This window comes from Gilliamella sp. CG16, from assembly GCF_046635785.1.
GTDB lineage: Bacteria > Pseudomonadota > Gammaproteobacteria > Enterobacterales > Orbaceae > Gilliamella > Gilliamella apicola_I.
Genome location: NZ_JBIDFL010000002.1, coordinates 105,063 through 121,216 on the forward strand (window position 1 = coordinate 105,063; position 16,154 = coordinate 121,216).

Sequence of the window (16,154 nt, forward strand, 5' to 3'; positions counted from 1 at the left end):
TTAATATAAATCTAACAAATCAACCTTAAATGAGTTTCGATTAATTGAACTCATTACTTAATTTTTCACAAGCTTGAAGTGTATTGCTCATTAACATAGCGACCGTCATTGGCCCTACACCACCGGGAACAGGTGTTATCCAACCCGCGCGTTTTACGGCAGTATCAAATTCTACATCGCCAACAAGCTTACCGTCAGGTAAACGATTAATACCGACATCAATAACAATAGCGCCGGGTTTAATCCATTCGCCTTTCACATAATTGGCAATTCCAACCCCAGCGATAACAATATCAGCATTACTAACATGCTTTGCTAAATCGACCGTTCTGCTATGTGTAATTGTCGTTGTGCAACCCAATAAAAGCAGTTCTAACGCCATGGGACGACCAACAATACTTGAAGCACCAACCACAGTGGCATTTAATCCAGATAAATTGATACCGGTCGATTCAAGCATTTTAACCACACCATAGGGTGTACATGGACGTAAAAGTGGATCACGCTGTAACAAATGACCAATATTATACGGATGAAAACCATCAACATCTTTATTCGGATCGATTCGTTCAAGCACTTTAGTTTTATCAATATTTTCAGGGAGAGGAAGTTGCACCAAAATACCATGCACATCAGATCGCTGATTTAATTCATCTATCAATGCTAATAATGCTTCAGTTGTTGATGTAGGAAAATCATAAGCAAATGAAGCAAAACCAACATCATCACAAGCTTTTTGCTTATTGTTTACGTATATTTTTGATGCAGGATCTGAACCGACTTGAATAACAGCAAGCCCAGGAATAGATAACCCATTTTCAACCCGAACTTTTACCTTATTAGCAATTTCGTTTCGTATTTGTTGTGCTAACGCTTTACCATTAATTATATGTGCAGTCATGAGCTTCTATACTTACTTATTTTAAACACTAAAGTCTTTATTTTCGCAAAAGTTGTTATTAATGTCTATTCACTTATCGTTTGCTTGACTAAGTTCAGATAATATCTGTTTATATTGTGTATCAACATTTGTAATTACCGAACAAATTTTACTATCAAAAGCTTTTAATTTTGGTTTTTGAGTTTTCCACTCATTTTTCGATATTTGTTTAATTCCCCCATAATTTTTGAACAGGCGAAAATGCAAAATACTATTACCGACAATATTATAAAAAATTCGTTGCCCAATCTGTTCACCATCTTTTTTTAAATTATTAAAATTTTTATAATAAAAATGGGTTTCATTATTTTCAGTGATAATCGATTGGTGTAATAAGTTTACTAATCGTTTATATAATTTTTTGAGTTGTTCATGTAATCCGCTATCATCATCCAATTTTGTAATAATGGCTTTTTTGAAGGTTGTATTAACTTCATCTAACAAGTTCAATGCTTGTTGTTCTAATTCTGGAAGTTGTTGACGTAAAGCACGCTGAAATTTTAATGCATTTTGCTTCAATTGAGGAGAAGGCGAAACCGACTGATTATTGAAAATAATCTTTCCTGTTGGTGAAATCAATAAATCATTTTTATCATTAAAAATATGGACATTCTGTTTACTTATTACAATGTCATAGCTGGGTTTTACTGCACATTCTTGGTTAGCAGCAAAAACAGTGAATGAATTAAACAATAATAAAAACAATAGCTTTTTTAACATATCAACTTTTATATATTAAGATTAGTTAAATTATAACCAGACTTTAAATAAAAAACATAACAAAATTTTTATTTGCCATAATAAAATGATCAATTACATGACATAAAAAAACGCCATTAACAAAACCATATTTAGCATAATAACAACGAAACTTATCTTTATAAACAATATTAGTTTAAAACTAGGTAAACACGTTTTTTAATAATTAACCGTTGTTAGAAATAATTAATTTAAAATCAGACGTATTCATTAATCTTAACAGCTAATAATAAATTATTAATAGGTTTAAACTATAAAATTAAATATGATTTAGTGCTTTTTTTTCTAGAAAAGTTAAGTATAGTAACTATTATTAAATAACATATAACCGAGGTGACCAATGTTTACTGTAATTTTTGGACGTTCAGGCTGTCCTTATTGTGTACGGGCAAAAGAATTAGCTGAAAAACTGTCTCAAGAGCGAGATGATTTTTCTTATCGTTATGTCGATATCAATGAAGAAGGTATCACTAAAGAAGATTTATCAAAAAGTGTTGGCAAACCTGTTGAAACAGTACCTCAAATCTTTATTGATGAAAAACCGATTGGCGGTTGTACTGATTTTGAAGCTTATGCTAAAGCACACTTAGGATTATTTAAAGAGTAGTTTAAACACTTTTCCTTGATTGGTTATTAATACTATGCCACCGTTTCAGTGGCATTTTTTTTAACGCCCTGGCAACTTCTTCCAAGTAACTTCGTTACGCAAATAAGTTGGTTCGACATCTTCGACATTCACTAACTCTTGTCTTTGCCATTTTTGGTTGGCAATAATGATCAAATCTTGTGCATGAGGTAATAAAAGATCGCTGCTTTTAATATCTGTTAACATTTCAGGATAAGTTTGCCAACCGGTACCTGCGCTATAATAGTCATCTGTACATTTTCGTTTGACTTTATCAGCGACCTTTTCAGGAGCAATCACGCATTCATCGATCATGGCTTGCCATTGCTCATTAACATATTGATATTGTCCTAAATAAACTTCGTTCATTCTGGCATCGATTGCGGCAATTACGTTTTTGGCTTGATTCAAACGTAAAGCGCCTTGGGCTAACGTCATCAATGTCGAGACACCGATCATCGGTCTGTCAATGCCTAACGCTAATCCTTGAGCAACGCCAATACCTATTCTTACACCCGTAAAACTACCAGGACCTTGTCCAAAAGCGATAGCATCAACTTGTGATAATAGGCAATCGGATTGTTTTAATATTTTATCCACCATAGGCAGTATCTGCTTGGTATGATCTCGAGCAGAAACAAGAAAATCATGCGTGATTTCATTTTGATATAATAGCGCAACTGAACACGCTTCAGTTGAGGTATCAATGGCTAAAATAGTACTCATTTTTTTTCCAAAATAGTCCGTTTTTAAAAGCTAGTGTTTGGCAAGCAAAAAATCAATAACTTTGTTCAGATCACGTGTTCGTGGCGACGGTGGCAAGCTATTAAGAAATATTGCGCCATAAGGTCTCATGACTAAACGATTATCACAAATAATGATTGCCCCTCGATCATCATGATGACGAATCAATCGCCCTACCCCTTGTTTTAGCGTGATCACTGCTTCGGGTAATTGCACATCATTAAAAGCATCGCCACCTTGTAATTGGCAATCTTCCATGCGAGCTTTAATCAAGGGATCATCCGGTGATGTAAAAGGTAATTTATCTATAATAACACAAGAAAGCGTATCCCCTCTAACATCAATTCCTTCCCAAAAACTACTGGTTGCAATCAACAGCGCATTGCCACTATTAATAAATTGTTCTAGAAGTTTAACTTTACTGGTTTCACCTTGAACTAATACTGGTAACGCTGTCAGTTCCCGAAACTGCTTGGCTAACGCATTCATCATCGCATAGGATGTACACAGAAAAAAACATCGCCCATTATTCGCCTCAATCACTGGTAACAGTAGCTCTACCAATTTTTCTGCAATGCCATGTTCATTGGGTGAAGGCATATAACGAGGAACGCACATTATCGTTTGGTGCAAATAATCAAACGGACTTTCTAATATTAACGAATCCGCATTTGTTAACCCTAAACGCTGGGTAAAATAGTCAAGTTGATTATTTACAGACAAGGTTGCTGACGTAAATATCCAGCTCCCTTTGCGTTCTGTTAGTAATTCCGTAAATTTATCCGAGACAGATAATGGCGTTAAAGCAAAGACAAAATGATGATGAGTGCTTTCATACCAATAACTAAAACCAGTCACATGGGTTTCAGTCAATCTATTAAGCAATGTTTTATATTGATTAACACGCTCAAAACAATTATCTAAAGTTGATGATCGTCCGACCGCTAATAATAAAACCTCATGACAAAAATTCAACGTATCAAAAAGGTAAGCTATCTCTTTTTTGACTGGTTCTTGATTGAATAAAAACCGCAGATTTCCTTTAGGTGCTTGTTGATTAATCACAAGACGTAAATCTTGTGTGCATTTTTGCAATTTATCGGCACACTGCTGCAACTGTGACATATCTTTAACTTCAGTTCGATAGGTAAGATTAATCTCTTTAGCTAAATCAAAAAGCTGTCGACTGGTTAGTTGTTGCCCAAAATAGTGACAAGCAAGATCGGGTAATTGATGTGCTTCATCAAAGATCATTACTTCCGCTTTAGGGATTAATTCCCCAAAACCGGTATCTTTCACAACAACATCGGCTAAAAATAGATGATGATTCACAACGACAATATCAGCGTTCATGGCTCTTTTACGCGCTTTAACCACATAACAATCGTTGTAATGTTCACAATCACTACCTAAACAACTATCATTAGTGCTGGTTAATATAGGCCATATCGCATTGTCTTCTGTTACCGTCGTACATTTACTAATATCACCATCTTTAGTTTTGATTGACCAATTTTTAACGCGAGCTAAATCAACCCGTAATCCTTTATCAAGGTCACCGGCTGCCGCGTATTGATGATATAATCGTTCCAAGCAAAGATAATTTGCTCGTCCTTTCAATAACGAAATTTTACCGGTGTAGTCTAATGCTTTTTTGATAATGGGCAGGTCTTTACTAAATAACTGCTCTTGAAGATTTTTCGAACCGGTTGAGATGATAACTTTTTTATCGCTCCGTAGCGCAGGAACTAAATAAGCAAATGTTTTTCCGGTACCCGTTCCCGCCTCAACAACCAATGATTTTTGTTTTTTAATTGATTCAGAAACTTTACTTGCCATATGTCGTTGTGGCTCTCTTGCCACAAAGCCTTGAATAGTTTGAGCAAGCAAACCATTTTCAGAAAAATCATCAATCACTTAAATGCACCTAATTTAAAAAGATAATTTAGTTTATATGTAAACGCTAGAAAGTTTATTTAAGGAATAATTCAATATAAAGAAAACATAGTATTTTCATAAAAAAGGGATGAATTGATTGTATTGGAATTGAACAACCCGTAACTTAAATAACCAATATACTATACCAATTATTTACAGCCAGCACTAGATATTATTAAAAACTTGAGGAAAATTACTTAATCAACCCGCCCCTTAATGATATGACGATAAAACGGTTTATTAAGGGACGATGTTGTTAATATGATTAAAAATGCTATTGCCCAAAAAACGTAAACTTTATTGGTTATTTAACCATTTCATGTATTCGGTAGTACCTTCGGTCACCGATTTGAATTGAATCGGACAACCTGAATTTCTAAATTTGGTTAAATCAGCTTGGGTAAAACGTTGATAACGTCCTTCTAAATGTTCCGGGAACGGTATATACTCAATTTCACCTTTTTTATGATAGTTAAGTACCGCATCAGCTACTGTTTGGAATGATTCAGCTTTACCAGTTCCACAGTTATAAATGCCTGATACTTTATTTTCCCAAAACCATAAATTGACATCAACCACATCTTCCACATAAATAAAATCACGTTTGAAAGTATCACTTCCGGCGAATAATTTAAGTTTTTCGCCTTTGTGAAGCTGTTCATTAAGATGATATGCAACGCTTGCCATACTACCTTTGTGTGTTTCACGAGGCCCATAAACATTAAAATAGCGAAAACCACATACTTGTGATTTAGCCGTTGGTAATACTTGTCTTACGTATTGATCAAATAAAAATTTTGAATACCCATATACATTCAACGGTTTTTCATAAGCTCTATCTTCGATAAAGTTGTCGCTACGACCACCATAAGTTGCAGCAGAAGAAGCATATAAAAATGGTATATCAAATTCTAAACAGTAGTGTAGTAGATCTTTAGAATATTGATAATTGTTTTCCATCATAAATTTGCCATCCCACTCAGTCGTTGAGGAACATGCACCTTGATGAAAAATGACATCGATATTTAAATTTTCGTTGGATAAAATGGCGACAATAAAATCATCTTTATCCATATAGTCAGCAATATCGAGATCAACAAGATTTGAAAATTTTGTCCCATCTTTTAAGTCATCAACAACAAGGATATCTTTAAATCCTTTTTTATTTAGACCTCTTACAATATTACTACCAATAAATCCTGCTCCACCGGTCACAACAATCATAATAATTACCTTTTTAATTAATGAATAAAGATATTATATTGTATAATATCGTTATTTTCGAGTGTTCTTATTCAATCAGATTTAAATATTCTTTATTTGTTTTTCATAATTTGAAAAACATTTTATCTTATTAATGGTTATGTTTTACTGATACAAATTTTGGTACAATAAAAAAATCAAGACAAAACAATTAGACCTAGCCGATGCTTAAAAAAATTATCAATACAATTAGCAAATTAAACAGAAAACGAAATTATTTATTCAAAAATGTAAAACTTTTTATTTTGTCCTTTAAGCTGAAACGGTCTCAATTAGATTTATCAAAAATAGATAAAGTCACCATTCAAGCATGTAAAAATGGACTTGGCGATGCTGTTATCATATCAGGACTGCCTAAAATTCTCGCCACTCACGGTTTTGAAGTGACAGTGCTGACAAAAAAATCCAATGCTTTTTTATTTGAATCTAATCCTTATGTCAGTCAAGTTATTTGTCTTGACAGACCATTAACCAAATCACAGATTCGTGTTTTAAAATCTTTAGAATGCGATCTATTTATTGATCCAAACAATAGAACCAGTTATTCCAATTGGATTTTTAAGATCATCAAGAAAATAAAACCTAAACATACTATTGGCTTTAACTATCCCAATTGTTACCGTGTATATGACTCAATCATCACCTATACGGATTTTAGTGCACATTTTAGTCAAAGATTTAGGTATATTTTAAATAGAATTAATATACAAACAAGCGAAAATGATTACAAATATGATCTTCATTATTCCGATGAATATGATTTACAAGTTGAAGGTCTTTTATCTAATTATCCATCTAAAAAGATCTGTATTTTTAATCCTTATGCATCCTCAGATCGCCGAAGTTTTTCAAGCAAACAGGCACAAGATATTATAGATCTTATGTCTAGTTACCCCAATATAGTAACCATTGTCGTTGGTTTGCCAGATAAAATCAGTAAATTACATCCATCACCAAATATAGTAATTAATCCACTCAATCATTTTTTTCATGCTGCGTCGTTAATTAAACATTGTGATTTTGTTATTTCGGTTGATACCTCTATTGTACATCTTGCCAATGCTTATAATAAACCTTTAATTAGTGTTTATAGTTCTGAGATTGATACTTTTGATCCCCGATATAAAAATAACGATGTGTATAAACCTAATTATGAAAATGCAATACAGATCATTGCACCCGAAAACTCAGCCCAAAATTTAGATATAATGAACTTAAAGCACTATATAGATCAGCTGACAATAAATCTTTAAATCAGATTTCACTTAAAAAATATTATTGTCATGAAGTTTATATAGCGTAAGCTTACTCAGTTATAATGAATTAAAAACATCGTTATAAGCCTGTTTTTCGAAAATATCCGTATCAAGAGCACTATCTAAAGACATATTTTTAACCTCTACTTTTAACACTTTCATGACAGAACTTGCGTGCTCAAAAGCAGGGAGAATATTTTTTTCAAAATCAGATGCTAATTGTGAATAGGTGATATTGTCTGGTGTTTCATAAAATCGAGGTAAATGGAAATTATTTAAATCAACACCAGCTAAAAAAAGTTGGTTAAAACCTAAGTAAACGGCTATTTGAAGCGCCCAATAAACAACAGTTTTAGCCGGAAATACGCCATTGACAATATTTGTCTCAAAGGCTAACGGCTCATATTCCCGATGATCATCATGATAGAAGTAAATACTTTTATTTCGGGTAGGATCTTTTTCAATTTCAGACAATGTTTGGATCGGTTGATAAGTCAGTTTGAACGCATCTTCAATTAACGCTACTTTACAACAGATGGATTGGTTACCGAAAAGGTTTATGATTTTCACTAAACCATCAACTTGCAAAAATAAGAGAAGATCTGGGTTAGCAATAATTTGTTCTACAATCTCAGGTCGTTGAGAAAAAAAGTGAATATCCGTGATAACGTAAAAATTAAAGTTTATCTTGTCCTTTAGACAATATGAGCCATTTACCCCTAAAGTTAATACCGAAGGAGAGTGTTTAAACGTTATTTGATTAATGGATGGCCCAGAAGCAACCATGACTAATTGACCGGTAAAGGCATGTTTTAATGACTTAAGATCGATGATAGGAATCGAGATCCCTTTATAAGCAAAATCGACTATTTGCCCACAATCCCCACGAGAGATTTTGACATGAGGCCAACGTTTACGGTTATGTTTATAACGCTTAGAGTGCGTTAGTCGATAGATTACTTTAAACAATTCATCACTTAATTTCATTTTGATTAACTTTATTTTTTGTTTTTAAGTTTAATATACATAAATGCATATTTTAAGGCTTTTAATACATGACCACTTTTAAAGAATTTTTTTGCATAGACACGGCAATCAGTTGGTCTCATTTTATCTTGATAGCTGTCTAAACAACTATCTCGCCATGGCGTAAAATGTTTATAAAAAAGATACCAATTCTGGGCAGCACCCACATGCTCATGGTACCAAGGTTTTCTCGCTCCCGTAAAATGAATAAAGTAAGGTAAATTTTTTTCAGTTTCAAAAAACTTATCTTTATTTTTTTCGTTAATCCATGTGAATAAGTAGTTCCAACTAGGATCAACGATTAACACATCATTTTGTAATACCATGTTAAGCGCATCTTGATCAGGATAACGCAACTGACCTTTATGCGATAATAAAAGCGTATTTACTTTATCTTCGGTGTTAAAATCATTCCAATTTTTTACATTAATGTATAAAAAACCTGAATTAAAATAATGTGTAGTCGACAAGTTTAATCGTTGAATATTTTTAGAAACGTTTTCATTATTTAATGAATCAATACCGGCCGCACACACGACATTATCGATGTCGATATTATTTATTGCAGATATATCTTTGAAACAAAGGATGTCAGCATCTAAATAGATTAATTTATCCACTTTTCCATTTAATAACCGCGGGACAAGTAGTCGAATAAACATGGAACGATTAAGATGCTTTATCGCATGTTCGTTATCATATTTGTCCAAACATGCTTTAGGTATAGGATAGACGATAATATCTGAGCTTAAACGACTCAATTGATCAATATCGTCTTGTTCGACATCATAAAGAAAAACATGAAATTTTAACGCATTATTCAAATTGTTAAAATAGATTGATTGAATAGCTATCGCTACATATTTTAAGTAATTTTTATCTGAGCAAAAAGCGATGTTAATCGTATTATGTTTATTCATCTAAATTATTTCCATGATGCACCATTTACTACAAATAATATTTTTAAATTAAATATCTTGCAATTATTCTTTTTACCCTCAAAAATCCAATAGTAGCGACTTTTCCGGTTTGACTAATACAGCTTTTGATTATAGTTTGCGTTCACTTAATTTATTGGAATTGTTTACCTGTATATAAATTAAAGTATATTCCTTTTTTCTCTAATAAAGCTGCGTGATTACCTTGCTCGATAATATGTCCATCATCAATGACTAGAATCTCATCGGCATTTTCAATCGTTGAGAGTCGATGTGCAATCACTAAAGATGTTCGGCCTTTTTGTAATTCATCTAACGCTTTTTGAATGGCACGTTCAGATTCCGTATCTAATGCAGAAGTCGCTTCATCTAAGATTAAAATAGGGTTATCACGCAATAATGCTCTTGCAATAGCGATCCGCTGGCGTTGACCACCTGATAATAATACGCCACTTTCGCCAACTTTGGTGTCAAAGCCTTTTTCAAAATTCATAATAAAATCATAAGCGAAAGCCTTTTTAGCGGCTGCTTCTATTTCAGCTTGTGAATACTGATCAAGTCGACCATATGCAATATTATTGGCAATGGTATCATTAAACAGAAAAACATTTTGCGAAACTAATCCAATTTGGTTTCTTAAACAAAATAGAGTTAAGTCTTGAATGTTATGTCCGTCAATCAATATTTCACCTTCAGAAATATCATAAAAACGTGTCAGTAAATTTGTGATCGTCGTTTTCCCTGAACCCGAACGCCCAACAAAAGCCACGGTTTTTCCTGCCGAAACAGTAAAGCTAATATCTTGGATCGCAAGTTGTTGTCGGGTTTCATACCCAAAACTAACATGCTTAAATTCGATATCCCCTTTTACACGCTCAATGTTAAGTTTACCCATGTCTTTTTCGACAGGTTGCTCCAAAATGGAAAAGAGTGTTTGACATGCCGCCATACCTTTTTGAAAACTCGCATTCACACTGGTCAAACTTTTAATAGGTTGCATAAGCGCAACTAAGGAAGAAAAAACAACCGTAAACTCACCCGCTGTGATATTTAAATCTGGATTACTTGCCGTTAATAAGACAAAAGCAATTGCAAATGAAATAACTAACTGAACAATTGGGGTAGAGAGCGCTGAAATAGAGACAAGTCTCATACCGTCACGACGAAACTTATTACTTATTTTAACAAAATTGTTCGACTCTTCGTCTTGTGCACCAAATACGATGATCTCACGATGTCCTTTTAACATTTGTTCAACAGACATGGTGACATTACCCATTGAATTTTGCATGTTTTTAGCTAATCGTCGGAATTTCACAGAAATAAACGTAATTAAACCAATAACAATGGGAGTAATGATGATCAGTGACAATGATAATTGCCAACTGTTATAAAACATCGTATAAAATAATCCACAAATAAACGCTGATTCACGAATAATGATAATTAAAGCATCGGATGATGACGAGGCTACCTGATCGGTATCGTAAGTTATACGAGACAATAATCGACCATTCGAATTTTGATCGTAATAACTAACCGGCACATCGACAAAATGGTTAAATAACCTTTGTCTAATCCGCATGACAATTTTTCCAGAGATAAATGCTAACGAAACCGAATAGCCGTAGTTAGCTATACCTCGTAATAAAACCAACCCAAAAATATAGAGGGGAGCCATAAGTAAAAAACTTTTATCACCATCACTAAACCCTCTATCTAAAAGGGGTTTTAATATTGCAATGAGTGATGTATCGGCAAATGCACTTAAGAAAAGTAATAATACAGAGACAAATAAAATGAGTTTATGCTCAATAATATATGGCCACAGTTTCAAAAACGTTTGCCATGTTGATGAATCTTTATCGAGATCATGCTTTTCTTGTTGATGTTTTTTAGTCATATTGTTCTTCATAAATAAATTAATGATATTACGCATTAAATTGCATTTTATGCATTTGAGAATAAATACCATTCAGCGCTAAAAGTGATTCATGATCGCCATCTTCAACGATTTTTCCCTCATCAATAACTAAAATTCGATCGGCTTTTTCAATGGTTGATAATCGATGAGCAATAATGATAGATGTACGATTTTTTTGCAAAATTTCAATCGCTTCCTGTACCAATCGTTCGGATTCATTATCTAATGCTGAAGTCGCTTCATCTAAAATTAAAATCGGGTTATTACGTAACAGAACTCTGGCAATTGCAATCCGTTGTCGCTGTCCTCCTGATAGCAATACGCCGTTATCACCAATTTCAGTATTAATACCTTGTTCTAATTTGTCAATAAACTCTAAAGCATTTGCTAATTTTGCAGCGTGCATAATGGCTTCTTGAGAATGTTTTCCTTTCTCTCCATAAGCAATATTATCGGCTATTGTTCCATTGAATAAATGCACGCGTTGCGATACATATCCAATCTGGCTTCGTAACGATTTTAACGTGTAATCTTTTATATTAATCGAATCTAACAGAATTTCGCCGTTTGTTACATCATAAAAACGAGGAATTAAACTGGCTATGGTGGATTTACCGGCTCCAGACCGTCCAACTAATGCAACCGTTTGCCCCGCTTTTATCGTAAAACTGATATCATTGAGTGAGGGTGTATTTCGAGTAGGATAAGTATAGGTAACATGTCTAAATTCTATATTACCATTAACTTTATCTTTCTCAATTTTACCTTCATCTTCTTCTAATGGTGAATTTAAGATCCCAAATAATGATTCACAAGCTACCGCACCTTTTTGTAATTCAACATGTAAACTGGTTAATTCACGTAGTGGGCGCATAACCGCAACCATAGCAGAAAATACCACGGTAAAAGATCCAGGCGTGATATCCAAACTTTCACTGGCAACCAGATACAAGATGCCACCTAAACCTAAAGTTGCAATCAACTGGATGATTGGTGTTGACAATCTTGAAACAAATTCAATTTTTAATACGCCACGTCGCACAGTATCCGTTATCTGGCTAAAATTACGTTTTTCGTAATCCTTGGCATTAAATATTAATACCTCTTTATGACCGTTTAACATTTCATCGGCAGCGGTGGTAATTTCACCCATCCCTTTTTGCATCGATTTAATGGTTTCTCTAAATTTTTTGGCAATAAATTGTGCGATAAAAATGATTAAAGGAACAATGATAAATAGCACTAATGCTAATTTCCAACTACCATAAAACATGACACAACAAAGTCCAATGGCGTAGGTAATTTCTCGAACCAAGATAATTAATGCATCAGATGAAGCTTTGGATAAGAGTTGTGTATTGAATGTGATAACTGACACAAGGTCACCCACAGAACTCTTATCATGGAAGCTAACGGGGCTTTTAACAAGATGATTGAAGATTAACTGCCTAAATTTGGTGACAACTTTGCCCGACAACCACGATAGACAGTAGGTCGATGCGTAGTTTGACAATCCTCTTAACAGTATTAAACCAATGATCGAACCAGCAATGATCATCAATAACGAATAATTTTTTCCCATTAAACCATGATCCAATAACGGTTTTGTAAGAGAAATTAGCGTAGCATCAGTAGCGGCATTTAATAGCAATCCAAACACGGCCGCAATTAATGCTTTTTTGTATGGTGCAACAAAAGGCCAAAGCAGTCTAAGTGTTTTCCAAGAGGTATATTTGTCCGACATAAAGTTAATTAAAAATTATCAAAATAATAGGTATTATACTACAAATAACGATGTCTCGTTAGTTTAATAAATGCTTAAAAGAGTCTTAGTTAATTATTCCTACAATAAAACTTCGTTCATTTAAAATAGAATAGAATCTTCGCATCAAAAAAAATGCATATCTGCTCGATATGCATTTAGATCACCCAATCGTCGATTATTTTTTACATTTAGCGACTAACTGAGAGGTTGAATAACCTTCTATACGTTCAAGAATAATGGCCTCGCCACCATAACTGACTACTTTTTGCGCTTCAGGCCAATTATCAATGGTGTAGCCTTCTTTCGCAATCACATCAGGTCGAAGTTCTTCCACAATATGGCACGCATTATCTTCACTAAATACGATGACATAATCAACAAATTCGAGTGAAGCCAGTAACGTGGCTCGAGTGTTTTGATCTTGAATAGGTCTATCAGCACCTTTATATTTTTTTATCGAATCGTCTGAGTTCACTCCCACAATGAGAATATCACAAACATTTTTAGCTTGTTGCAAAGAACTTAAATGCCCTAAATGTAACAAATCAAAACAGCCATTTGTAAATCCAATTTTTTTACCTTGTTTTTTTAATTCATCAATAATTGGCTTAGCATCGGATAAACTGATAATTTTATTTGTTCGAGTACACTTAATTTCACATTTTTTTGTCGTTAATTTTGCTTTTAACTCATTAAAAGAAACAGTGGCTGTGCCTAATTTTCCAACCACAATTCCTGATGCAATATTGGCTAATTGCATCGCTTCGGCAATTGGAGCTTTTGCACCTAAAGCAATACCTAATGTGGCTAAAGAGGTATCTCCCGCACCAGAAACATCGAAAACTTCTTTAGCTTCTGTTGGTATTTTGACAATGAAATTTTTATTTTCACATGAAATATAAGCCATTCCATATTCACTTAAGGTCACAATAATATTTTTAATACCATATTGTTTTAAGAAAATATCAGCACCTTGTTTCAATTCATCATCAAATTGTGGACTATCAGGATTGAGTTTAATACCTGTTGCATCAAAAAATTCTTTGATATTTGGCTTAATTAATGTCGCACCACGATACTTAGAATAATCATTACCTTTTGGATCAACAATAACTGGAATATTAAACTTATTACAAAGATTAATAATCATCTGAGTGGTTTCTTGATTAAAAATACCTTTATTGTAATCCGATAACAAAACAATATCGGTCATCTTAATGGCTTGCTTGACTAACTTAGAAAATTTAGGGAGTAATTCAGGTACAAACGGAAGTAGCTTTTCAGCATCAGCACGAAGTAAATGATTATGATTAGCGATGAATCGTGTTTTGATAATAGTTGGATGATTTTTTAATCGATAAAGATGACTATGGCTTCCTGCATTTTTTAAAAGTGAAGTAACAAGCTTACCGTTTGTGTCTAAACCAACAAATCCTAAAAAAGTAGGTTTACAGCCAAGAGACGCTAAATTTGCCGCCACATTACCTGCACCACCTAACATCACCTCTTCATGATCCAATCTGAAAATGGGTACGGGTGCTTCAGGAGAAATCCGCTCTACCGTTCCATACAAAAAACGATCCAACATAATATCCCCAATGACCGTTACTTTAGTATTTCTAAATCTATCAAGGTAAGAATAAAATTGATTCATATAAATATTTCCAGTTTGTGCTATTTCAATATTTTTTTAATTTCTTCGAAAATCGAATTTGGTTTGATACTTTTCATACAGATATGATTGTTGTTTTTATTGATACAATATGATGCCCATTTATTATTTATCCATTCGCATGTTAAAGGACACGCACTGGAAGAAATATTGACATTATCTGAATAACCATAAAAGTCTGCAGAGGTCGGACCAAAAATCACGACTGAAACACCACCTTCTAAAGACTTTCTTAAATGAACCATTCCACCTTCTCCGTCAATATGTAACATGGAATTTTTCAAAATAGCTTTCAACTGATTTAACGTCGTTTTTCCAACTAAGTTTAAATCCGTACCTTTAATTAACTGACATCTATCTGTCGATACACCTAATTGAACAATTTTGTATTCTGGAAACGCTGTTTTTATCAGCCTGACTAATTCATCATAGTATTCAAGCGGATATAATTTTGTGGATTCACTTTGAGGATTTGTCCCATCCACCCCACGATTAAGCGTAATAAACTTTGTATCGGCTAATTTTAGATCTTTTAAAACTTTTTCATCATCAGATAGTGCTGGTAAAAATTTATAATTATTGCGATCAATATTTAAAAAACCATAAATATCTGGTTGTTGCAATCTATTTTGATTATTGATTATAGAATACTGAATACTTAATGAGTCAATTTTAGGTGGATCGTACACAATTTTACCATTTATTCGATAAAATTCTTCATACAATTTAACCAATTTTTTTAATTTCAAATTTACATTTGACGGGAGTAAAACTAAATTATTTTTAACTATTAGTGGAAAACGATCTATTTTAAAATCAAGTAAGTAAGCTACTCGATCTTGATTCCACTCATCTTTATGATAGATATTAAAAACTGATTCCCCAATCAATTCTTTAACTAATTTGGTATTCTTTACGAAAATATCGATAGTTTTAATTTCATCTTTCAAATAATCCAAAAGATAACTACAGTAATTAAGATTAATTAAGATATCACCGATTCCCCCTGTAATGAAAAAAGATAAACGATCTAAGCGATATTCAATTTCATAGGGTTCATTAGTAATCGGATCAAATTTTTGCTTGTTTGATTTAAAGTCAAAAAGTTTACACAAATTCCACCACAACAATTTGATTGCAGCTTTTTTATACTTATTGGAATAAAGTGATTTATATTTGTTAACTTTTTGCTGTAATTTATCAAAATAGTTCATAATTGATTTCTTATTTACTCATATAGTTTCAATATTAAAATATATTTACATTAACCTAGCTTTTGGGCGGGGTATTATACCCTAAAATAA

Annotated in this window: 13 protein-coding genes; 2 read left to right on the forward strand and 11 right to left on the reverse strand. The window is 33.2% G+C overall.

The window, feature by feature from the left end:
• Nucleotides 1-40 precede the first annotated feature (40 nt).
• Together folD and ACGH47_RS02945 are read right to left on the reverse strand one after the other, a co-directional pair.
• Entirely contained in the window at nucleotides 41-901 is an 861-nt protein-coding gene (folD, locus tag ACGH47_RS02940; RefSeq protein ID WP_411622682.1) for a bifunctional methylenetetrahydrofolate dehydrogenase/methenyltetrahydrofolate cyclohydrolase FolD, read from the reverse strand.
• Between the two features lie 69 nt (nucleotides 902-970).
• Nucleotides 971-1,660, reverse strand: a complete 690-nt coding sequence (locus tag ACGH47_RS02945) for a DUF2884 family protein (RefSeq protein WP_267361175.1) — start codon at nucleotides 1,658-1,660, stop codon at nucleotides 971-973.
• A gap of 379 nt (nucleotides 1,661-2,039) precedes the next feature.
• Between ACGH47_RS02945 and ACGH47_RS02950 the strand changes: the two genes are divergently transcribed.
• Nucleotides 2,040-2,306 carry a GrxA family glutaredoxin gene (locus tag ACGH47_RS02950; protein ID WP_220216757.1) on the forward strand — a complete coding sequence of 89 codons (267 nt, stop codon included), beginning with the start codon at nucleotides 2,040-2,042 and terminating at the stop codon, nucleotides 2,304-2,306.
• A 60-nt stretch (nucleotides 2,307-2,366) separates the two neighbouring features.
• Here ACGH47_RS02950 and tsaB read toward each other — a convergent pair whose 3' ends face one another.
• The 3 genes from tsaB to rfaD all read right to left on the reverse strand — a co-directional run bounded on the left by tsaB (nucleotide 2,367) and on the right by rfaD (nucleotide 6,230).
• On the reverse strand, nucleotides 2,367-3,050 hold the full coding sequence (gene tsaB, locus ACGH47_RS02955; RefSeq protein ID WP_411622683.1) for a tRNA (adenosine(37)-N6)-threonylcarbamoyltransferase complex dimerization subunit type 1 TsaB: 684 nt from the start codon (nucleotides 3,048-3,050) through the stop codon (nucleotides 2,367-2,369).
• A 30-nt stretch (nucleotides 3,051-3,080) separates the two neighbouring features.
• Nucleotides 3,081-4,985: an ATP-dependent DNA helicase gene (locus tag ACGH47_RS02960; RefSeq protein ID WP_267351295.1), complete on the reverse strand. Its 1,905-nt coding sequence runs from the start codon at nucleotides 4,983-4,985 to the stop codon at nucleotides 3,081-3,083.
• Between the two features lie 318 nt (nucleotides 4,986-5,303).
• Nucleotides 5,304-6,230, reverse strand: coding sequence for an ADP-glyceromanno-heptose 6-epimerase (rfaD, locus tag ACGH47_RS02965; protein WP_267351293.1), 927 nt, complete (start codon nucleotides 6,228-6,230; stop codon nucleotides 5,304-5,306).
• A gap of 284 nt (nucleotides 6,231-6,514) precedes the next feature.
• Between rfaD and ACGH47_RS02970 the strand changes: the two genes are divergently transcribed.
• The gene (locus tag ACGH47_RS02970) at nucleotides 6,515-7,522 is read left to right on the forward strand and encodes a glycosyltransferase family 9 protein (RefSeq protein ID WP_267351291.1); all 1,008 of its coding nucleotides are present in this window, start codon (nucleotides 6,515-6,517) and stop codon (nucleotides 7,520-7,522) included.
• A 60-nt stretch (nucleotides 7,523-7,582) separates the two neighbouring features.
• On the opposite strand, the gene ACGH47_RS02975 is transcribed toward ACGH47_RS02970, so the two are convergent.
• The 6 genes from ACGH47_RS02975 to ACGH47_RS03000 form a co-directional block, all read right to left on the reverse strand.
• Nucleotides 7,583-8,512 carry a sugar glycosyltransferase gene (locus ACGH47_RS02975; RefSeq protein ID WP_411622685.1) on the reverse strand — a complete coding sequence of 310 codons (930 nt, stop codon included), beginning with the start codon at nucleotides 8,510-8,512 and terminating at the stop codon, nucleotides 7,583-7,585.
• A gap of 11 nt (nucleotides 8,513-8,523) precedes the next feature.
• A complete protein-coding gene (locus tag ACGH47_RS02980) occupies nucleotides 8,524-9,471 on the reverse strand; it encodes a glycosyltransferase family 8 protein (protein ID WP_411604036.1) in 948 nt (315 codons plus the stop codon).
• A gap of 151 nt (nucleotides 9,472-9,622) precedes the next feature.
• Nucleotides 9,623-11,392 (reverse strand): lipid A ABC transporter ATP-binding protein/permease MsbA, encoded by a 1,770-nt coding sequence (gene msbA / locus ACGH47_RS02985; protein WP_411622687.1) that lies wholly within the window; start codon nucleotides 11,390-11,392, stop codon nucleotides 9,623-9,625.
• A gap of 28 nt (nucleotides 11,393-11,420) precedes the next feature.
• Nucleotides 11,421-13,157, reverse strand: coding sequence for a lipid A export permease/ATP-binding protein MsbA (msbA, locus tag ACGH47_RS02990; protein WP_267361167.1), 1,737 nt, complete (start codon nucleotides 13,155-13,157; stop codon nucleotides 11,421-11,423).
• A 196-nt stretch (nucleotides 13,158-13,353) separates the two neighbouring features.
• The gene (gene rfaE1, locus ACGH47_RS02995) at nucleotides 13,354-14,832 is read right to left on the reverse strand and encodes a D-glycero-beta-D-manno-heptose-7-phosphate kinase (protein WP_267351283.1); all 1,479 of its coding nucleotides are present in this window, start codon (nucleotides 14,830-14,832) and stop codon (nucleotides 13,354-13,356) included.
• 20 nt (nucleotides 14,833-14,852) lie between these two features.
• Nucleotides 14,853-16,064 (reverse strand): glycosyltransferase family 9 protein, encoded by a 1,212-nt coding sequence (locus tag ACGH47_RS03000; protein ID WP_267351281.1) that lies wholly within the window; start codon nucleotides 16,062-16,064, stop codon nucleotides 14,853-14,855.
• Between the last annotated feature and the right edge of the window lie 90 nt (nucleotides 16,065-16,154).